Below are 19,873 nucleotides of genomic sequence, written 5' to 3'. Positions count from 1 at the left end.
CACGCCATATGGGGCGAATCAGCCATATGGGTCGATTCGCCTCACAATTTGTGTTGCCGGACCCCTTGGGTACACCTTCACGTACCCTGCCGGGCCCGGCGAAACACCATCCCCCGTACCGGTTCAGCGCCCGCCCGCCGCGTCCGCCACCGGCTCGCCCGCCGGACGTCCGGCGCCCGCACCCGCGGCTCCGCGCCGCGCGCCCCTCCGGCCCGCGCGCGTCCGCACGCGACCGGGTACGGCCCGCTACCGGGAACGGCCGAGCGGTCGCCGCCGGGTCCTCAGTGCTCGCGCGGAGCCGGAACGACGCGCTCCACCTCCGGGTGGACGGTCAGCAGCTGGCGCATGGCCGTCTCGGCCGCGTGGGCGTCGCCGGCGGCCAGGGCGTCGACGATGCGCGCGTGGTGGCCGAGGCACGACTCGCTGGGACGGTCGCAGCTGATCGCCGGCGAGCCGGAGACCTGGAGGGCAGCGGAGACGATCCCGGAGAGGTGCTCGAGCATTCGGTTGCCGGAGACCTGGATCAGCAGGGAGTGGAACTCCGCGTCGGCCCGGGAGAAGGTGAGCGCGTCACCCTGGGCGAGGGCATGGCCCATGATCTCCACCATGTCGCCCAGCCGCTGCTGCACGTCCTCCCGGCCGTGACCGGCGGCCAGGCGCGCCGCCAGCGGCTCGATCGTCCACCGCAACTCGAACAGCTCGCGCCGCTGGTCCTCGCGCTGCGGACCGAAGGCCCGCCACTCGATGATGTCGGGATCCAGCAGGTTCCAGTCGCTGACCGGGCGGACCCGGGTACCGACATTGGGCCGCGCGCTGACCAGGCCCTTGGCTTCGAGAACGCGCAAGGACTCGCGCACGACGGTGCGGGAGACCTCGAAACGCTGGCCGATCTCCTCCGGAACCAGCGGCCGGTCGGCGCCGAGATCGCCGGAGACGATCATCTGGCCGAGCTGCTGGACGAGTTGGCCGTGCAGGCCGCGGCCACGGCTGCCGGCGGTACGCCGGCCCACCCGGCCCAGGTCCGTGTCGGTGCCCTCCCAGGCGGGAGGGCCCATCCTGTCGGCGGCGGGCGTCTCCGCGTAGGAGTAGCGGTCCAGTCCGCCCGGGGCCGCGAGGCCGGAGTCGACGGGGCGGGCGGCGGTCATCATGGTGTGCGCAAGGGTACTCACGCATCCTTTGTCGGCGCGGCCTCCACGGCCCTTGAGGTCTTTGGTGAAAAGCACACGAAAGGGTGATCGGCGCTCGCTCCGCAATTGACGCCTTATGCGAAGGAAGCGGGCAATTTCCAAGGAAGTTGTGACCGTTTGAAGCGCTTTGGTCGCCGCCCGGTCACCAACGGGCGCTGCGTCGCAGTGCCGTAAGCAGATAAGCGCAGATGAGGGCGGTCAGCGACAACGCCAGCGCGGCGCCCACGGGTTGTACGACCACCCTCAGTACCCCCATGAGCCAGCGATCGACCTCGTACGGCCACTGCGTCCAGGCCAGTTCGCGCAACCGGCCGGGCAGGCCGGCGATCGAACGCGCGGACGGGCCGGCAAGCGCCTTCTGCACCAGCGGGGTGACCAGGACCGGTACGGCGAGCACCGCGGCCACTCCGGCCGCCGCCGCCCGGAAGACCCCGGCCGCCAGCAGGCCGGCCCAGGCGCAGCCGACCGAGAGGCCCGCCCAATTCGCACAGAGCGACGGCCAGTTTTCCGGTACCGGGATCAAGTCGCCGCCGTAGACCAGCCGGAGCGCCTCCAGGTCGACGACCACCACGACCAGGGCGAGCAGCAGCGCGGTGCCGGCGGTCACGACGAGCTTGGCGAGGAGCAGGCCGAGCCGGCGCGGGACGGTGCCCCGGCCGGCCGAGAGGACCGGGTAGCGGTACTCGTCGCCGAACGAGAACGCGCCCAGCAGACCGGCCCCCAGCGCGGCCGGCGGCAGTGGCAGCAGGCCGGGCCAGCCGGCCAGGGTGGCGGGCAGCGGGGTGCGGCCGGTGCGGGCGAGCAGCACGGCCAGCACGGCGGAGGCGGCGAGGGCGGCCGCGGCGACCAGGGGGGTGGCCGGCACCCCCAGGAGACGGCGGAGCTCGTAGCGCAGCGGGCGCAGGGGGCTGCGCAGCGGCCTGGGAGCCGCCGGGAGCGCCGGCGACTCGGCGATGGCCGCGGGGACCGGGGGACGGCGGCCCGGGGCCGGCCCGTCGGCGGCGGCCGGTACGGGGGCGGCGGGCGCGGCGTCCGGGGCGGGCGCGGCGTCCGGGGCGCCGGGCGGGCGAGGGCCGGTGGCCGGAACGGGGCCCGCGTCGCCGGTCTCGTGGGCGAGTTGGTGGATGAGGATGCCGTGCCGGAAGGCCGTCTCCCCGATCTCGGCACAGTCGCCGCCGTAGACGTACAGGCGGTTGCCGCCCTCGCCGACCACTTCGACCGGACGGTGGGCGGCCCGGGCCTCCCGGTTGACCACGGCGGCCAGGCGGGCGGCGTGCGGCGTGCGGACCACGACGCGGGGGCGGAGCCGTGTACGGGCGAAGTCGGCCACGTCCTGGTCGGCGACCAGCCGCCCCTGGTGGACGGTGACGACGTGGTCCGCGGTGCGGGCGGCCTCCTTCGGGTCGCCGGTGGTGTACAGGACGGTGCCGCCCTCGGCGGCGTGGGCCCGCACCAGTCCGAACAGCCAGCTCCGCTCGCGCGGCGACAGGCCCGCGGCCGGCTCGTCGAGCAGGAGGGTGTGCGGGTCCCCCAACAGGGCGGAGGCCAGCCCGAGTCGGCGTTCCATGCCGGTGGAGAGGGTGCCGAGGCGCTGGTCCTGGAGGTCGTCGAGTCCGACGGCTTCGAGCATGTCGTCGGCGCGGGAGGCGGGCACACCGGCCGCCGCGCACAGCATTCTCAGCTGGCCGCGTACGGTACGCGCCGGATGGCCCGGCACGTCACCGAGCAGGACGCCCACCTCACGCGGCGGGTGGGCGATGCGGTGCAGGGGACGGCCGCGGAAGTAGGTGACGCCGCGCCCCGGTTCGAGCTCGAGCATCAGTCGCAGGGCGGTGGTCCTGCCCGACCCCGGGGCGCCGAGGAGCGCGGTGACGTCTCCGGGCCGCGCCTCGAAGGTGAGATCGTCCACGGCGGCGGGGAGGCCCCGGCGGGGCGCGCTGGTGAGTCCGATTGCCTGGAGCATCGCTTCTCTCGCGGTAGATGAGACCGCTCGGCGGCAGGGCGGGTACCGCAGCAAGATAACTCGGCATTTCGGACTTTTGGCGCAGGGTTGCCGCGTTGGGCACCGGGTGTTGGGTGCGCTCAGACCTCGGGGCGCAGCATCGGCGGGTTGAGGAGGGTCGCTCCCCCGGCCCGGAAGAGCTGGGCGGGGCGCCCGCCCTGCCGGGTCGTGGTGCCGCCGGACGGGACCAGGAAGCCGGGCGTACCGGTCACCTTGCGGTGGAAGTTGCGCGGGTCGAGCGCGACGCCCCACACCGCCTCGTAGACCCGTCTCAGCTCGCCGACCGTGAACTCGGGCGGGCAGAAGGCGGTGGCGAGCGACGAGTACTCGATCTTCGAGCGGGCGCGCTCGACGCCATCGGCCAGGATCCGCGCGTGGTCGAAGGCGAGCGGGGCGGGCTGCTCGTCCTCGCGGCCGAAGCCCGCCTGGTCGAGCAGGTCCTCGACGGGGGCCCAGCGCACGCTGTCGGCGTCACCGCCGGCCCGGGGCGCGGGCAGGTCGGGCGCCAGAGCGAGGTGGGCGACGCTGACGACGCGCATCCGGGGGTCGCGGTCGGGGTCGCCGTAGGTGGCGAGCTGTTCGAGGTGGGCGCCGTTGTCCGGCACGGGTGACGGGGCGGCCGGGTCGTGCGCGCAGAGGCCGGTCTCCTCGGCCAGCTCCCGTGCCGCTGCCGCCCCGAGGTCCTCGTCGGCCCGGACGAACCCACCGGGCAGTGCCCAGCGACCCTGGAAGGGGGGCTCTCCGCGCCGTACGACCAGTGCGCACAGGGCATGCCGGCGGACCGTGAGCACGACCAGGTCGACGGTCACGGCGAAGGGGGGAAAGGCCGATGGGTCGTAGGGCGACATGCCGCGATCATAGTCGTCTCCCTGACGATAAACACGTCCCTCGCCCAGGTCCGTACGCACTTCCCCGCCACCGCCGGGCGCCGTGGAACGCACCGGTTCACACTCCCAACTGGAGGCCGGGCGGGGCCTCCTCGACCATGCCGAGACCCGTCCTGCTGACCCGTACCGCGAAGGGCCCGCCCGCGACGCGGAGCCCGGAGAGCCGGATCGCGCCCAGCGGGGCACTCCGCATGGGGTGCAGGGCGACCGAGCGGGCGGGGACGTCCGGACGGATTCCGGCGAGGGTGGTCAGGAGCTGGACGACGGCGGCCGACGCCACGGCGGCCGGGCGGCAGGCGGCGGGGTGCGCCGCCGGAGCGCCGTCCGTCGTGCGCTGCTGCCCCGCGTACATCTCGGGCAGCCGGTAGGCGAACGCCTCGGCGGCGTCGAGCAGCCCGCGCAGCAGGGAGGCCGCCTCCTTCTCGTACCCCGCGGCGGCCAGCCCGGACACGGCGACGGCCGTCTCGTGGACCCGCACGGCACCCGAACGGTGGCCGAAGGGGTTGTGGCCCGGTTCCTTGGCCCCCAGGCCGCGCAGCCCCCAGCCGGAGTCCAGGGCCGGACCGCCGAGCAGCCTGGCCAGCTGTTCGGTCTGCACCTTGTCCAGCAGGCCCTGGGCCGGCCGGCCACCGCCGAGCAGGCCGGTGTCGAGGAGATGCGCGGCACTGGCCCCCAGGTGCGGCAGCGCGGAACCGTCGAGGGCGCGGCCCGCGACGGGACGGCCACCGGCGCGGTCGTCGAGCCAGAACTCCTTCCGGAACCGATGGCGCAGGGCGCTCGCCCAGTCACGCCACCAGTCCGCGCCCGGCCGGCCGCACGCCTCCAGGAGGTCGGCCCCCAGCAGGGCGGCCCGGTGCGCGTGGGCCTGGGTGTCGGCGCGCCGGAGTCCGGTGGGGCCCGGGTCGCGCAGCAGACCGCTCTCGCCCGCCGCGTTGCGAAGCCAGCCCAGGCAGCGCTCGGCGGCCGGCAGGAGCTCCTCCAGGTCCTGGTCGGGCAGACCCCAGCGGCGCGCCTCGGCGAGCACGGCGGGGAAGGCCAGAGTCGCCTCCACGCCGGTGCAGGCCGGCGGCAGGTGGGGGCCCGCGTCCCGCAACGGGCCCGGGACACGGCCCGCCGCGGGCCCCGGTCCGCTGAGCTGGACCCGGGAAAGGGCGCGCAGCGTGTCGGCGGCGAGCCGGGTGCCGAGCGGGAGCGCCATTCTGGCCGCCCACAGCGACTCGGCGGACGCCGGCCCGCAGCGCCAGGGCACTCCGGCGGCCAGGTGGAGGTCGGCTGGGTGGTCCGGGTCGCGCAGCAGGAGCGCCCGGAGGTCCTCGACGGCGGTCCGCAGCAGCCTGGCCACCCGTGGGTCGTCCCCCTCGGCCTGGGCGTCGGGCACATGGTGGCCGCCGTTGCGGCCGGCCGGGCGGACAGGGCCCCCGGAGCGGACCCGCAGCTCGATGGTGCGGACGCTGCCCGGCCGGAGCTCCAGCTCCCACCGGAGCAGCCCCGCCGAGGCCAGGGTGTCCTTGGGTGGCGGGTCGGCGGTGACGACCGTGTGGGCGCCGTCGGCCGCCGACCAGCGCATTCCGGAGTCGTGGACGGTGGCCCGCAGTTCCGGGCCGGGCCGGCCGGCGGCCACCGCCCCGAGGCCGGCGAGGTCGGTGCCCAGCTCGATCTCGACGGGCAGCCGGACGGTACGTCCGGTGAAGCTCCGCAGGGTGATCCGCTCGGTGCCGTCGGCGGCCCTGGAGCGCTCCACGCCGACGCCCGGGTCGGGTCCGGGGTCGTTGGGCGTACGGACGACGGCCAGGAACCGCGCGCGGTCGGCGGTGACGAGCGCGCCCTGCACGGCGACGGGTTCGCTGCCGGCCACGCGCAGCCGGCAGCGGGCGAGGAGGCGGCGGCCCGACTGGTAGACGCCCTCCAGGCCGTGCCCGTCGAGCTGGCCGTGCTCCGTGGAGATCGCGAGGAACGGCAGCGCGACGCAGATGAGGGTGTGGTGCACGGGCGGCGGGGCGGCCGGTCGCCCGCCGCCCGGGGGCGCCAGCCCGGCGGCGGACGGCGGGCGGGCGGGCGGGGCAGGGGGCCGGGAGGGGACGGTGCGGTCCATGAATGGTCTGCTGAGCCTTCTGTGCGCTCCGGACAGCCGCTGGAGGTACGGCGGCACGGGTCGTGCGACTCCGCCACACAGGGGAACGGCGGCACAGGGGTCACGGTCACGGTCGTCATTTCCCGCTCCCGCCCCCGCGCTGCCCGTCCTTCCGGGGCGCCCGGGTCCGCGTCCTGGACCGCGCACTGGTCCGGGTGTGCGTCCGCGGCCCCGGCCGGGCGGGGCCCCCGCCCCCGCCCGGCCCCGGCCGGGCGGGGGCGGGGGGCCGCGCGGCGAGTGCGGCGGGATGCGCGGAGCCGGCGTTGCGGCCGGTGACGGGTGGCCGCGCCGGCCCCGGCGGGGTGCGCCGGCCGGCTCCCCGCCGCTCCGCCGCGGCGCGCGTGTCACGCTCCTCGCGCAGGCACTGGCGCAGTCCTTCGGGGTCGAGTCCCTCGTTGCACGCCTGGTGCAGCAGTCTGGCGAAGACGTACTCCGGATCGGCCTCCAGGGCGAGCCCCAGTGCGACGCGGGCTCCGGGCTCGTCGCCGGTCGACCAGGCCACCCAGCCGGCGAGGGTCAGCGGGGCGGCGGCGTGTTCCTGGTAGGAGCCGACACAGCGGCGGGCCAGGGCGCGCCAGAGCCGCAGGGCGAGGGGCGCTTCGGGGCCCTCCATCCACTCGGCGGCCCGGTCCCGGGTCTCGCGGTCCTGGAGGCCCAGGACGACGGCGGCCGCCTCGTCGGGTGTGATCAGTGTGTCGTCGACGGCGTCGGCCGACCCTGGCCCCGAGCCGGCGGCGCCGCTGCCGGCGAGCCGGTGCATGAGCTCATGGGCCAGCCGGATCGTCTCCGCGCGCACCTGTTCGCGGCCGGCCTCCTGCAGGATCCGGGGCACGAGCGCCTCGCTCGCCGTGTCCAGCGCCCGCTCCTGTTCCCCGGACCGGCCGCTCGGCTCCCAGGGGCGCAGCCGCTGCTGCAGCTCGCGCAGCGAGCCGCGTACGTGGATGCCCGCGTACGCGGCGGCGGCCGCCATCACCGACGTGCCGGGCAGGGCCAGCGGGTTCCCCTCCAGCGGGCAGCAGCGGGTGTCGGGGCAGCAGTAGGACCAGAAGCGGCCGCCGGAGATGCACAGGGCCTCGTACACCGGCACGTCCAGGGCGCCGCAGGCGGTCCGCAGGCGTTGCGCGAGCGGGCGGAGCCGTTCCATGACCTGCCGGCCCGACTCGCCGTCCGCCGGGTCCTGGCAGAGGAAGACGACAATGCCGTCGGGGCGGGAGCCGCGCCGCTCGCAGCCTTCGACCAGGCATTCGGCGAGCTGTTCGGCCACGGGTGACCACTCCCTGGCCGCGCGCGGGATACCGAGCCTGAGCCGGCCGCCGAAGCGGCCGCGGCTGCCGTGCAGCGCCAGCAGGACGATGGAGTCGGTCGGGTGGAAGCCCAGCATGTAGGGCAGCGCGTCGGCGAGTTCGGCGGGGCTGCGCAGGGTGATCTGCTGCTCGCCGGTGGGTCCGGTCGTGTCGCGGTGATCGCTCATGACAGGACGGTCCCGCGAACGCCGTCGGCCGTCGACCCCTGTGGATAACGTTGTCCACAGGTCTCGGCGGCTGCTCGCGCGCCCGGCGCCGGGCTGGTACACGCGCGGCGCGGCGGGTGCGCGCCGTGCTTGTCGTGACGGTCCGGCGCGCGGCCCGGGCGGGCGGCCCGGGCGACTGGTCGGCCGGGGGCCGGGCGCTCTCGGCCGGCGCCGGCCGGCCGTCGGTTCGCCGGTTGTCGGACCCGTGCTGTTGCATGGGGGCATGGAGCACACGAGCGACACGGAACCCAGCACGCTGCGCGCGTCGGCCGACGCCGTACTCGCCCGCCTCGTCGGGGACGCCACGGGTGGGGCCCGGCTGCGCGAGGACCAGTGGCGGGCGATCGAGGCGCTGGTCGCGGACAAGCGGCGCGCCCTCGTCGTGCAGCGCACCGGATGGGGCAAGTCCGCGGTGTACTTCGTCGCCACCTCGCTGCTGCGGCAGCGCGGCAGCGGACCCACCGTGATCGTCTCTCCGCTGCTGGCGCTCATGCGCAACCAGGTGGAGGCCGCGGCCCGGGCGGGCATCCGCGCCCGGACGATCAACTCCTCGAACACGGAGGAGTGGGACACCGTCCAGGAGGAGGTCGCCGCGGGCGGGGTGGACGTGCTCCTGGTCAGTCCCGAACGGCTGAACAACCCCGACTTCCGCGACAACGTCCTGCCCCGGCTCGCGGCCGCCACCGGGCTGCTGGTGGTGGACGAGGCCCACTGCATCTCCGACTGGGGCCACGACTTCCGTCCCGACTACCGGCGGCTGCGCACCATGCTCGCGGAACTGCCACCGGGCGTGCCGGTGCTGGCCACGACCGCCACGGCCAACGCCCGGGTGACGGCGGACGTCGCCGAGCAGCTGGGCACCGGCGCGGGCACCGACGCGCTCGTCCTGCGCGGCGCGCTGGACCGGGAGAGCCTCAGCCTGGGGGTGCTCCGGCTGCCGGACGCGGCTCATCGCCTGGCCTGGCTGGCCGACCACCTCGGGGAGCTGCCCGGCTCCGGGATCATCTACACCCTCACCGTGGCGGCGGCCGAGGAGGTCACCGCCCATCTCCGGCAGTGCGGCCACACCGTGGCCTCGTACACCGGCCGGACGGAGAACGCGGACCGTCAGCAGGCCGAGGAGGACCTGCTGGCCAACCGGGTGAAGGCGCTGGTCGCCACGTCCGCGCTGGGCATGGGTTTCGACAAGCCGGACCTGGGCTTCGTCGTGCACCTCGGCTCGCCCTCCTCCCCCATCGCCTACTACCAGCAGGTGGGCCGGGCCGGGCGTGGGGTGGAGCACGCGGAGGTCCTGCTGCTGCCGGGCAAGGAGGACGAGGCGATCTGGCAGTACTTCGCCTCGGTGGCCTTCCCTCCCGAGGAGCAGGTGCGCCGGACCCTGGACGTGCTGGCGCACGCGGGGAAACCGCTGTCACTGCCCGCCCTGGAGCCGCTGGTGGAGCTGCGCCGCACCCGCCTGGAGACCATGCTGAAGGTCCTGGACGTGGACGGCGCGGTGCGGCGGGTGAAGGGCGGCTGGAGCACTACGGGCCGCCCCTGGTCTTACGACTCCGAGCGGTACGCGTGGGTGGCGCGACAGCGGGCGGCGGAACAGCAGGCGATGCGCGACTACGTGTCGACCGCCGACTGCCGGATGGAGTTCCTGCGCCGGCAGCTGGACGACGAGGAGGCCGCCCCCTGCGGCCGGTGCGACAACTGCGCGGGGCCCCGGTTCGACACCAAGGTGTCGGCCGCCGCGCTGGACACCGCGCGCGGTGAGCTGGGCCGGCCGGGCGTGGAGGTGGAGCCGCGCAAGATGTGGCCGACGGGACTCGCCGCGGTGGGCGTCGACCTGAAGGGCCGTATCCCCGCCGATGAGCAGTCCTTCCCCGGCCGGGCCCTGGGGCGGCTGTCCGACATCGGCTGGGGCAACCGGCTGCGGCCGATGCTGTCCGAGCGGGCGGCGGACGGCCCGGTCCCCGACGACGTGGTGGGCGCGGTGGTGAGCGTCCTGGCCGACTGGGCCCGGGGGCCGGGCGGCTGGGCCTCCGGTGAGCCGGACGCGCCGCCCCGGCCGGTGGGCGTGGTGACGGTGGCCTCACGGAGCCGTCCGGAGCTCGTCGGCTCACTGGGCCGGCGGATCGCCGAGGTGGGCCGCATGCCGCTGCTCGGCACCGTCGAGTACGCGCCGGAGGCGGAGGACACCCGGCTCTCGCGCACCAACAGCGCGCAGCGGGTGCGCGGGCTGCACCAGGCGCTGACAATTCCGTCCGGCCTCGCCGGGGAGTTGGCCTCCGCGGGTGGGCCGGTGCTGCTGGTGGACGACCTCTCGGACAGCGGCTGGACGCTGGCGGTGGCGACGCGGCTGCTGCGCCGGGCCGGCGCGAAGGGGGTGTTTCCGCTGGTCCTCGCCGTCCAGGGCTGACCGGAGGCATCGGAGGGACCCCCGCTGGGCAGGATATGACTGCCATACCAGCAGATACCAGGCAGCTGCCCCAATTGCTCGTTGCCGCTTGGCCGTCGGGCCAGCCAGAATTGGACATCGCCCCCCGCACGGCCCGTTCCCGGTCCGCAGGGCCGTGCCGCGGTGCGTTCCCACCCGACCCTGCCCGCTCTCGTGGGCGCGTATGCGAAGGGAGGACCGTGACCTCCGGATTCGCTCCGTCCGCAGCCGATTCGCTCACCACGCGGGCCGCAGACCCCGCCAGCCGCCTCGCTCGAATGCTCGAACCCGCCGAGTGGGCCGCGGCCGGGATCCCGCTGCTGCGCAACCCGCGCGAGGTCGTCGGCGGCCTGCACGTCCGGCACCGGCCGACCCCCGGGACCGCTGTCGTGGCCGTCCTGGACCACGAGGAACGGCTCGCCGCCAGCGCGTCGTTCACCCGCCGTGCCGTACCCGCCGACGGCTGGGAGTTCCGCAACGCCCTGCTCGCGCACCTGCGCCGGGTCATCCCGCACGATCTGCGGCTGCGCACTCCGGTGCGTACCGCCGTCCTGCTCTACTGCCGTGAGGGCGACGAGCGGTGGACGGAGGAGGACGGGGCATGGATGTGGGGCCTGCGGGACGCCTGCACCCTGCACGGCCTGCGCTGCGGCGCGTACATCACACTGACCCGCGGCGGATGGCAGGTGGTCGGCGAGGGGCGCGGCGGGCGTCGCCCGCACTCCGGTTCCCTACCCGGCGACCTCGAAGACGCCGCCGCCGACGGGACACCTCCCGCGCCGCGCACGGCCAGCGGCGCGACCGAGCCGCTGCGCCGCACCGCGGCGCGCTGACCGGCGCGCCCGGCGCCCCGCTCCCGGCGGTGCCAGCCCCTCAGCGACCGGCCGCGCCGAGAGCGGCGACAGCGCCCGGGCGGTGCCACCGAGCCGTGCCGCACACGCGGCACGCCGCCGGGCGGCGCCGTCCAGCCGTGCCACGCGGACGGCACCCCCGATCGTGGCGCACGCGGGCGGCGCGCCGGGCCCACGGCGGCCGGAGCGGGGCTCTCCGGGGGAGGCGGCACGCGGTCGATGACCGGCGCCCTGACGTGCCCCGAGCCGGGCCGGCCCGGAGGCACACCGCAGGAGTGCGACGGCGCCGGGCCCTTCCGGGGGCACGGCGCGCGGGCAACACCCGGCGCCCCCACGCGGCTTGAGCCGAGCCCCTCCGGCACAGCGCACGCCGGCGCCGCCGCCGGGCCTTGCCGGAGACGGGCGGCTCGGCAAGCACTCCGCACGGCGGCGCCCCGAAAGCGCCGCACCAGGGACGGAACACCCGGGTGCGGCGCACGCGGGCACCGCACCCGGCTCACGCCCCATGGAGCGGGCGTGCGCCGGTCGGTGCCGTACGGCTCAGACGCCCGCGCCGAGCACGGAGTTGATGCGCTGCGGGTCGCCGCACACGATCAGCAACGTGCTCGCCCTGGCCATGGCCGCGGGGAGGGCACGGGCGGCTGCCCCGGCGTCACCGCCGTTGACCGCCACGACCACCACGGGTCGGGCCGCCGCGCGGTCCACGGCCGTGGCGTCCGCGAAGAACACGTCGTCGCGGGCGTCGTGCTGGGCCCAGTACGCGGCGTCGCCGAAGGACAGCTCGTGGGCGGCCCACGGGTGCTGTTCGCCGGTGGTGAGCACCAGGATGTCGCCCGGCGCGCGGCCGGTTTCGAGCAGCAGGTCCACCGCCTCCTCGGCGGCGTCCAGGGCGCCCTCCGCCGAAGCGGGGATCACCTGGAGCTGGGGCTGCGTACCGCGTGCGGAACGATTCTCCGGCCGGGACGACGGGGACTGCCCGGCACTGGTGTGCGGGCGCGGTACCGGGGACGCGGGTCTGGCCGGGCCGGGGCCCGGGCGACCGGGGCGCGGTGAGGCCGCGGAACGCGGACCGGGTACGGGACGGGGGGTCGGCGCGGGGCGGCCGGCGGCCGGAGTGGCGCGGGGACCCTGGGCACTCTCGTGAATCTGAGGCTCCTCGGGGATGAGAGGCATGGACGGATGTCTATCAAACGTCGGCGCCAAGGGCACCGGCGGGTGGTGCGTGGGCGCGACCGGGCTGTTCGGCCGGGCGCGGCCGGGGAGTCGGGGGCGGGGGACGGCGGCGGGACGGTGGGGCACCGTTCAGAAATCGAAGCCGAGCTGGCCCCCGCTTTCGAGTGCGGCCGCCTCCGCTGGGACGCGGAACTTCCTGAGGTGCCGCCATTGCGGGAGCGCGTCCAGGAAGGACCAGCTCAGCCGGTGGTACGGGGTCGGCCCCCACTCCCGCAGGGCCGCCTTGTGCACCGGCGACGGATAGCCGGCGTTGGCCGCGAACCCGAAGGGCACATACGACGCGGACTCGGCCTCCAGTTCGGCCATCATCGCGTCCCGGCGCACCTTGGCGATCACCGAGGCCGCGGCCACCGCCACACACGACTGGTCACCCTTGATCACCGTACGGACGCGCCAGGGCTGGCCCAGGTAGTCGTGCTTGCCGTCGAGGATGACCGCGTCGGGGCGCACCGGAAGGGCGTCCAGGGCGCGTACGGCGGCCAGCCGCAGCGCCGCGGTCATCCCCAGCTCGTCGATCTCCTCGGGGGAGGCGTGTCCCAGGGCGTGCGAGGTGACCCACTTCTCCAGTTCCCCGGCCAGCGCGGTGCGGCGCTTGGGGGTGAGGAGCTTGGAATCGGTGAGCCCGTCGGGCGGCCGGCGCAGACCGGTGACAGCGGCACAGACCGTGACCGGACCGGCCCACGCCCCGCGTCCGACTTCATCGACCCCGGCGACGATCTTGGCACCGGTTGTCGCTCTGATCGAGCGCTCGACGGTGTGTGTGGGTGGTTCGTACGGCATGGCGTTGACAGATTACGCCGCCCGACCCCGCCCGCGACACCCGGATTGCCATCCTCCGCTCCGTACCTCCCGAGAAGCCGCGGAAAGACCTCCCGAGAGGCCCGGGAAAGCCACCGGGAACGCCGGTGGGAAGCCCCTGCGGGAGCGGCCGTACGGACGCTCCGGGACGCCGAGCGGTCAGGAGCCGTCGCCCGGGTCGCGCCCGCGGCCTGAACGGTCCTGCCGGTCTCTCCGGGAGGCGGCCGACGCCCGCCCGCGCCCAACTGGTCACCGGCCACGGCTTTCCCGGCCGGGCGGGCGCGGCCGGCGTTCCCGACCGGCTGCCCGTACCGCCGCGCCGGTGTGCGCCGGGAAGCCCCGGGCCACGGCGTCCCTGGGTGCCGTCCCGGATTACCCGCCCGCGAACCCCCCGCCCCGGTCCGTCAGTGCGGTGGGCCGGACCCGCGCGCAGGCCGCGGCGTGCGGTCCCGGCGTCTCGCCGAGGGCGCCTGTCATGATCGGCGATCCGCGCGGCGGCGTGGCAGGCAGGCAGGCAGCCGGCGCGGTACGCCGGACACCGCGCGCCGCGCCACACCGCTCGCCCCGCTCGCCCCGTACGTCCCGCGCGATCCGGCTCAGCGGGCCGGTCCGGTGGGCAGCCAGTCCGGCAGGGCCTCGGTCCGCTCCAGCCACCCGGTCGGCGGGGTCCCGCCCCGCGCGGCGGCGACCACTCCACCGGCGATGGCACACGTCGTATCGACGTCACCGCCCACCTGCGCGGTCGTCCAGAAGGCCCGCTCGAAGTCACCCAGGGCGCGCGCGGCCGACCAGAGCGCGAAGGGCACCGTGTCGTGCGCGCTCGTGCGCCGTCCGCAGCCGAGCACCGCGGCGACCGTCCCGGTGTCGCCGTAGTCGAGCATGTCCCGGGCCCGGCGCAGTCCCGCGCCCACCGCGCTGCGCGGCACCAGCGCGACGACTCCGTCCAGGAGCTCCTCCGGCCGGGGCGGTCCGGCCGGGTCGGCGGCGAGCGCGGCGGCGGCCGCCACCGCCATGCAGCCCACCACGGCCTCCCGGTGCTGGTGGGTGGTGTACGAGGAGATCTCGGCCTGATGGGTGGCCTGTTCCGGGTCGTCGGCGTACCAGGCGCCGAGCGGGGCGATCCGCATGGCCGCGCCGTTGCCCCACGAGCCCTGCCCCTTGAAGAGCGCGGCGGCCAGCTCGCGCCAGTCGGCGCCCTCCCGGATCCGCCCGAGCATCCGGTTGACGGCGCGGCCGTAGCCGCGGTCGGGGTCCTGGTGCCCGGCGAAGGAGTGGGCGAGGGCGTCCTGGTCGATACGGCCGTGACCGGCGAGTACGGTCAGCACGGAGCAGGCCATCTCGGTGTCGTCGGTCCACCGCCAGGGACCGGGCGGCAGCTCGCGCCGCTTCAGCAGCGGATAGTTGGCGGGTACGAAGTACTGGGAGCCCAGGGCGTCCCCCACGGCCAGCCCGCGCAGGCTGGCCAGCGCGCGTTCGAAGCGCCGGTCGAGAGAGGAGTCAGCGGTCATCGCCCTGCCACTCTATCCGGTGGCACCGTAGGGTTCGGGGGTACGCCAGCGCTCGAACGGCTGGTCCAGGGTGTACCGCCCGTCCTCGCCGAGCAGCAGTGTGCGGGTCTCGCCGTTGCCCGGATTGCACAGGGACTCGAATTCCGCGACGGTCCAGTGGAACCAGCGCATGCAGAACAGCCGCATGGTCAGGCCGTGCGTGACCAGCAGGACGTTCGGCGGGTGGTCGGGCGCGTCGAAGCTGCGGAACAGGCTCTCCAGGAAGGCCCCCACCCGGTCGTGGACGTCGGCTCCCGACTCGCCCTGGGCGAAGCGGTAGAAGAAGTGCCCGTAGGCGTCCCGGTAGGCCTTCTGGAGCCGGACGTCGTCCCGGTCCTGCCAGTTGCCCCAGTCCTGCTCGCGCAGCCGCGGCTCCTCCCTGACCCGTACCCGCGCGGGGTCGAGCCCCAGGGCCTGGAAGGTTTCATGGGTGCGGCGGTAGGGGGAGACGTAGACACTGACGCGCTCGTCGCCGAAGAGGGCGCGCAGCCGCTCGCCCGCCGCGCGGGCCTGGCGCAGGCCCGTTCCGGTGAGTCTCAGCGCGTGGTCGGGCTCACGCTCGTACACCGTGTCGTCGGCATTGCCCTCCGACTCTCCGTGCCGGACGAGGACGATGCGATGGGGTCGTGCCATGCCCACGACCCTAGAGCGGCTGCCCCGGCCGGGCTCGGCCGGCCCGGCCCCGGGCCTCCGTCCGGCGTACCGGCGGGCGGCGGCCCGCGGCGGGTCGCCGGGCGCGGCCGGGGGGGGCACGGCCCCGATTCACACCGTCCAGGTGGGCTCCAGGTCCACCACGTCCCCGGTCAGCGCCGCCACGTCCGCCTCGGTCTGGGCCCGCAGCGCGAGCCGCTCCACCCGCTCCGTGCGGTACTTGCCGTGCTCGGCCGCCGACCGCCACATCGACAGCACCAGGAACTCGTTGCCGGGCGCCTCACCGAACAGCCCGCGCAGCATGCCGGGGGATCCGGCCATCGCCGGGTTCCAGACCTTCTCCTGCATCAGGGCGAAGTGTTCGACCCGGTCCTCGTGGATCCTGCTGTGCGCGACCCGCACCACGTCGGCGTCGGTGAACCTCGGTTCGAAACCGGTCTTCACGTCGAAGCGGTGGTCGAACAGCTTGGCCTGCATGTCCTTGTACGTGCCCGACTGCGCGGTGGCCAGTCTGCTGTACGAGCGGGCCATGAAGGAGTCGTAGAAGGCCCGGCTGTCCCAGAAGGTGAAGACATGGGCGATCCCCGGCCGGCTGCGGCTCCACCCGCCGCCCTGCCCCCGGAAGCCCGGCTCACCCAGCAGCCCCGCCCACTTCCGCTGCCCCCGTTCGAACCCGCGACGGTCCACCACGCTGCAGCGAATCCACTTGACCAGCACCGCGCCATCGTACGGCGCCGGGCGTGGCGAGGGTCACGCTCCCGGGGCAGTACCGCCCTGCGACGGGGTGGCCGCGTGACACCATGGGCAAGAAGCCCGGGGTCACGGGGAGTTGGCCCGGCGCGCAGAGAGAGGGGATTCCGGTGAGCGGTCTCAACAAGGGAGTCGGCAAGGTCGAGGTGACGCTCCAGTGGAGCCCCAGCCCGGCAGGTGCCCCGGACCACGATCTCGACCTCATCGCGGCGGTGTACGCCACGGACGACCCCTATGGGGCGCCGGTGTACCTGGTGCACTTCGGCAGCCGTTCGCCGGACGGCACCATCACCCTCCACCGGGACAGCAGGACCGGCCAGGGCTTCGGCGCGGACGAGGCGATGACCCTGGAGCTGGACCGGCTCTCCCCGGCGTACGCGCGCGTGGTGGTGGGCGTGGCCATACAGCAGGGCGGCGGGCGCAGGACGTTCGGCGACATCGGCGGCATCCGGGTCCAGTTGCGCGAGGGCTACCAGGACCTGGAGAGCCACGACTTCACCGATCTGCCGGAGGCGACCGCGGCGACCGTCGTGGAGTTCACCCGCGACGGTACGGGCGGGTGGGGGTACCGCCGGGCGATCCGGGGCTTCGACGCCGACCCGCAGACCTTCACCGGTCTGATGGGCACCCGGCAGACCTGACCGGCGGCCGCCCAGGCGAGGCGCCTCATCCCCACCGGTGCACTCACCGGCTCGGCGGCCCCGTGATCACGACGACCCACCACGGACGACGACAACGGTCGACGAACGCCGACGAGGGGTGACGGGCGGATTCGCCCGTCACCCCTCGTCGGCTGTCACCGGTCAGCGCCGCTCACCGGCGATGACGTCAGCTGCAACCGCTGGTCGAGCCGCAGCCCTCGCAGATGTAGCAGGAGCCGGCGCGCTGCATCTTCGTACCGCAGGAGAAGCACAGCGGGGCGTCGGCGCTGATGCCCAGCTGCATCTCGACCAGCTCCGCCGAGGTGTGCGCCTGCTGGGGGACCGGGGCCTGCGCCGCCGGGGCCGCGACGGCCGGCTTCGGGTCCTGCTGGACCGGCGCCGACTGGGCCAGGCCCTCGACGTCCATCTCGTCGTCCTCGATGACCTGCTCGTACGAGCCGGTCTCCAGGTGACGCTGACGCTCCTCGGCCGAGTGGATGCCGAGCGCCGAACGCGTCTCGAAGGGCAGGAAGTCCAGCGCCAGGCGGCGGAAGATGTAGTCGACGATCGACTGGGCCATCCGCACGTCCGGGTCGTCGGTCATACCGGCCGGCTCGAAGCGCATGTTGGTGAACTTCGAGACGTAGGTCTCCAGCGGGACGCCGTACTGCAGGCCCACCGAGACGGCGATGGAGAAGGCGTCCATCATGCCCGCGAGGGTCGAGCCCTGCTTGGACATCTTCAGGAAGACCTCGCCGAGACCGTCGTCCGGGTAGGAGTTGGCGGTCATGTAGCCCTCGGCGCCACCCACGGTGAAGGAGGTGGTGATCCCCGGGCGGCCCTTGGGGAGGCGCTTGCGGACCGGGCGGTACTCGACGACCTTCTCGACCGCGGCGCGGATCGTCTCCTCGGCCTTCTCGGTGACCTCGACCTTCTCCTGCTCCTTCTTCTTGGCGGAGAGGGGCTGGCCGACCTTGCAGTTGTCGCGGTAGATCGCGAGCGCCTTGACGCCCATCTTCCACGCCTCGAAGTAGACCTCCTCGACGTCCTCGACGGTGGCCGTCTCGGGGAGGTTGACCGTCTTGGAGAGCGCGCCGGAGATCCACGGCTGGATGGCGGCCATCATGCGGACGTGACCCATCGCGGAGATGGAGCGCTCGCCCATGGCGCAGTCGAAGACCTCGTAGTGCTCCTGCTTGAGGCCGGGGGCGTCGATCACATTGCCGTGCTCGGCGATGTGGGCGACGATCGCCTCGATCTGCTCCTCCTGGTAGCCCAGGCGGCGCAGCGCCTGCGGCACGGTGCCGTTGACGATCTGCATCGACCCGCCGCCGACCAGCTTCTTGAACTTCACCAGCGCCAGGTCGGGCTCCAGGCCGGTGGTGTCGCAGGACATCGCCAGGCCGATGGTGCCGGTCGGGGCGATGACGGAGGCCTGGGAGTTGCGGAAGCCGTTCTTCTCGCCGAGCCGGATCACGTCCTGCCAGGCCTCGGTGGCGGCGGCCCAGATCGGGGTGTCCAGGTCGTCCACGCGGACGGCCGTGGCGTTGGCGTCGGCGTGCTGCTTCATGACGCGCTTGTGCGGCTCGGCGTTGCGGGCGTAGCCGTCGTACGGGCCGACGACGGCGGCCAGCTCGGCGGAGCGGCGGTAGGAGGTGCCGGTCATCAGGGAGGTGATGGCACCGGCGAGCGCGCGGCCGCCGTCGGAGTCGTAGGCGTGCCCCGTGGCCATCAGCAGCGCGCCGAGGTTGGCGTAGCCGATGCCGAGCTGGCGGAACGCGCGGGTGTTCTCGCCGATCTTCTGGGTCGGGAAGTCCGCGAAGCAGATGGAGATGTCCATCGCGGTGATGACCAGCTCGACGACCTTGGCGAAGCGCTCGATCTCGAAGGACTGGTTGCCCTTGCCGTCGTCCTTGAGGAACTTCATCAGGTTCAGCGAGGCCAGGTTGCACGAGGTGTTGTCCAGGTGCATGTACTCGCTGCACGGGTTCGAGCCGTTGATCCGGCCGGACTCGGGGCAGGTGTGCCAGCGGTTGATGGTGTCGTCGTACTGGATGCCGGGATCGGCGCAGGCCCAGGCGGCCTCGGCCATCTTGCGGAAGAGCGACTTGGCGTCGACCTCCTCGATGACCTCGCCGGTCATCCGGGCGCGCAGGCCGAACGTGTCGCCGGCCTCGACGGCCTTCATGAACTCGTCGTTGACCCGCACCGAGTTGTTGGCGTTCTGGTACTGGACGGACGTGATGTCGTCGCCGCCCAGGTCCATGTCGAAGCCCGCGTCGCGCAGGGCGCGGATCTTCTCCTCCTCCTTGACCTTGGTCTCGATGAAGTCCTCGATGTCGGGGTGGTCGACGTCGAGGATGACCATCTTGGCGGCACGACGGGTGGCGCCACCGGACTTGATCGTCCCGGCGGAGGCGTCGGCGCCGCGCATGAAGGAGACGGGGCCCGAGGCGTTGCCGCCGGAGGAGAGCAGCTCCTTGGAGGAGCGGATGCGGGAGAGGTTCAGGCCGGCGCCGGAGCCGCCCTTGAAGATCATGCCCTCTTCCTTGTACCAGTCGAGGATCGACTCCATGGAGTCGTCGACGGACAGGATGAAGCAGGCGGAGACCTGCTGGGGCTGCGGCGTGCCGACGTTGAACCACACCGGGGAGTTGAAGCTGAAGATCTGGTGCAGGAGGGCGTGGGCCAGCTCGTGCTCGAAGATCTCCGCGTCGGCGTCCGAGGCGAAGTACTGGTGGTCCTCGCCGGCCTTGCGGTAGGTCTTCACGATGCGGTCGATCAGCTGCTTGAGGCTGGTCTCGCGCTGCGGGGTACCGACGGCCCCGCGGAAGTACTTGCTGGTGACGATGTTGACCGCGTTCACCGACCAGAAGTCGGGGAACTCGACGCCGCGCTGCTCGAAGTTGACCGAGCCGTCGCGCCAGTTCGTCATGACGACGTCACGACGCTCCCACACGACCTCGTCGTACGGATGCACGCCGGGCGTGGTGTGGATGCGCTCGATGCGCAAACCCTGTCGGGCCGCAGCGGCCTTGGATCCCTTGGTGCGGGATCCTCGTGCCGGGCCGCTCGTCGTCTCTGTCATGCCGCCTCCCATATACGGGCAAAAACACCCTTGAGTGCCCAGATCTTCCCAGGGCACAGTCTCTGTCTGTTGTCCTGGGCGCCGCGCACAGCGCCCCGGACAGGTCTCAATGCGCCGGCCGGCCGCCGGACCCGCCGGCCGGCTGGCGCGCCGGCCGGTGGCCGCCGGCCGGCGG

At 74.2% G+C, this 19,873-nt stretch carries 14 protein-coding genes; 3 read left to right on the top strand and 11 right to left on the bottom strand.

Annotation, left to right across the window (positions count from 1 at the left end; genetic code table 11):
* Positions 1-281 precede the first annotated feature (281 nt).
* The 5 genes from AB0H53_RS20000 to AB0H53_RS19980 form a co-directional block, all read right to left on the bottom strand.
* A complete protein-coding gene (locus tag AB0H53_RS20000; RefSeq protein ID WP_362114762.1) occupies positions 282-1,169 on the bottom strand; it encodes an FCD domain-containing protein in 888 nt (295 codons plus the stop codon).
* A gap of 160 nt (positions 1,170-1,329) precedes the next feature.
* Positions 1,330-3,150 carry an ABC transporter ATP-binding protein gene (locus AB0H53_RS19995; protein ID WP_362114759.1) on the bottom strand — a complete coding sequence of 607 codons (1,821 nt, stop codon included), beginning with the start codon at positions 3,148-3,150 and terminating at the stop codon, positions 1,330-1,332.
* A gap of 119 nt (positions 3,151-3,269) precedes the next feature.
* Positions 3,270-4,037, bottom strand: coding sequence for an NUDIX domain-containing protein (locus AB0H53_RS19990; protein ID WP_362114756.1), 768 nt, complete (start codon positions 4,035-4,037; stop codon positions 3,270-3,272).
* 97 nt (positions 4,038-4,134) lie between these two features.
* Entirely contained in the window at positions 4,135-6,168 is a 2,034-nt protein-coding gene (locus tag AB0H53_RS19985; protein WP_362114753.1) for a glycogen debranching N-terminal domain-containing protein, read from the bottom strand.
* Positions 6,169-6,283: 115 nt separating this feature from the next.
* Positions 6,284-7,678 (bottom strand): DUF4192 domain-containing protein, encoded by a 1,395-nt coding sequence (locus AB0H53_RS19980; RefSeq protein ID WP_362114750.1) that lies wholly within the window; start codon positions 7,676-7,678, stop codon positions 6,284-6,286.
* A 262-nt stretch (positions 7,679-7,940) separates the two neighbouring features.
* On the opposite strand from AB0H53_RS19980, the gene AB0H53_RS19975 reads away from it, so the two are divergent.
* Together AB0H53_RS19975 and AB0H53_RS19970 are read left to right on the top strand one after the other, a co-directional pair.
* Positions 7,941-10,121, top strand: a complete 2,181-nt coding sequence (locus AB0H53_RS19975) for a RecQ family ATP-dependent DNA helicase (protein ID WP_362114747.1) — start codon at positions 7,941-7,943, stop codon at positions 10,119-10,121.
* 218 nt (positions 10,122-10,339) lie between these two features.
* The gene (locus AB0H53_RS19970; protein ID WP_362114744.1) at positions 10,340-10,972 is read left to right on the top strand and encodes a hypothetical protein; all 633 of its coding nucleotides are present in this window, start codon (positions 10,340-10,342) and stop codon (positions 10,970-10,972) included.
* Positions 10,973-11,530: 558 nt separating this feature from the next.
* On the opposite strand, the gene AB0H53_RS19965 is transcribed toward AB0H53_RS19970, so the two are convergent.
* From AB0H53_RS19965 to AB0H53_RS19945, 5 genes are all read right to left on the bottom strand, one after another.
* The gene (locus AB0H53_RS19965; protein WP_362114741.1) at positions 11,531-12,163 is read right to left on the bottom strand and encodes a hypothetical protein; all 633 of its coding nucleotides are present in this window, start codon (positions 12,161-12,163) and stop codon (positions 11,531-11,533) included.
* A 129-nt stretch (positions 12,164-12,292) separates the two neighbouring features.
* A complete protein-coding gene (locus tag AB0H53_RS19960; protein ID WP_362114738.1) occupies positions 12,293-13,003 on the bottom strand; it encodes a ribonuclease HII in 711 nt (236 codons plus the stop codon).
* Between the two features lie 614 nt (positions 13,004-13,617).
* Positions 13,618-14,529, bottom strand: a complete 912-nt coding sequence (locus AB0H53_RS19955) for an ADP-ribosylglycohydrolase family protein (protein WP_362114735.1) — start codon at positions 14,527-14,529, stop codon at positions 13,618-13,620.
* 12 nt (positions 14,530-14,541) lie between these two features.
* Positions 14,542-15,201, bottom strand: coding sequence for a histidine phosphatase family protein (locus tag AB0H53_RS19950; RefSeq protein WP_362114732.1), 660 nt, complete (start codon positions 15,199-15,201; stop codon positions 14,542-14,544).
* A 129-nt stretch (positions 15,202-15,330) separates the two neighbouring features.
* Positions 15,331-15,936 carry a YdbC family protein gene (locus AB0H53_RS19945; RefSeq protein ID WP_362114729.1) on the bottom strand — a complete coding sequence of 202 codons (606 nt, stop codon included), beginning with the start codon at positions 15,934-15,936 and terminating at the stop codon, positions 15,331-15,333.
* Between the two features lie 143 nt (positions 15,937-16,079).
* Here AB0H53_RS19945 and AB0H53_RS19940 point away from each other — a divergent pair, with 143 nt between their 5' ends.
* Positions 16,080-16,610 (top strand): TerD family protein, encoded by a 531-nt coding sequence (locus AB0H53_RS19940; RefSeq protein WP_362114726.1) that lies wholly within the window; start codon positions 16,080-16,082, stop codon positions 16,608-16,610.
* A gap of 187 nt (positions 16,611-16,797) precedes the next feature.
* Here the strand turns inward: AB0H53_RS19940 and AB0H53_RS19935 are convergent, their stop codons facing one another.
* Positions 16,798-19,698 (bottom strand): vitamin B12-dependent ribonucleotide reductase, encoded by a 2,901-nt coding sequence (locus AB0H53_RS19935; RefSeq protein WP_362114723.1) that lies wholly within the window; start codon positions 19,696-19,698, stop codon positions 16,798-16,800.
* Between the last annotated feature and the right edge of the window lie 175 nt (positions 19,699-19,873).

This window comes from Streptomyces sp. NPDC050856, from assembly GCF_040653855.1.
Taxonomy (GTDB): domain Bacteria; phylum Actinomycetota; class Actinomycetes; order Streptomycetales; family Streptomycetaceae; genus Streptomyces.
Note: the sequence above shows the minus strand (reverse complement) of the source record. Positions and strands in the feature narration are given on the sequence as shown.

Excerpts from the sequence above, each read along its gene's own strand:
- AB0H53_RS19995 (WP_362114759.1), bottom strand. The coding sequence starts at position 3,150 with ATGCTCCAGGCAATCGGACTCACCAGCGCGCCCCGCCGGGGCCTCCCC.
- AB0H53_RS19990 (WP_362114756.1), bottom strand. The coding sequence starts at position 4,037 with ATGTCGCCCTACGACCCATCGGCCTTTCCCCCCTTCGCCGTGACCGTC.
- AB0H53_RS19985 (WP_362114753.1), bottom strand. The coding sequence starts at position 6,168 with ATGGACCGCACCGTCCCCTCCCGGCCCCCTGCCCCGCCCGCCCGCCCG.
- AB0H53_RS19980 (WP_362114750.1), bottom strand. The coding sequence starts at position 7,678 with ATGAGCGATCACCGCGACACGACCGGACCCACCGGCGAGCAGCAGATC.
- AB0H53_RS19975 (WP_362114747.1), top strand. The coding sequence starts at position 7,941 with ATGGAGCACACGAGCGACACGGAACCCAGCACGCTGCGCGCGTCGGCC.
- AB0H53_RS19965 (WP_362114741.1), bottom strand. The coding sequence starts at position 12,163 with ATGCCTCTCATCCCCGAGGAGCCTCAGATTCACGAGAGTGCCCAGGGT.
- AB0H53_RS19960 (WP_362114738.1), bottom strand. The coding sequence starts at position 13,003 with ATGCCGTACGAACCACCCACACACACCGTCGAGCGCTCGATCAGAGCG.
- AB0H53_RS19955 (WP_362114735.1), bottom strand. The coding sequence starts at position 14,529 with ATGACCGCTGACTCCTCTCTCGACCGGCGCTTCGAACGCGCGCTGGCC.
- AB0H53_RS19950 (WP_362114732.1), bottom strand. The coding sequence starts at position 15,201 with ATGGCACGACCCCATCGCATCGTCCTCGTCCGGCACGGAGAGTCGGAG.
- AB0H53_RS19935 (WP_362114723.1), bottom strand. The coding sequence starts at position 19,698 with ATGACAGAGACGACGAGCGGCCCGGCACGAGGATCCCGCACCAAGGGA.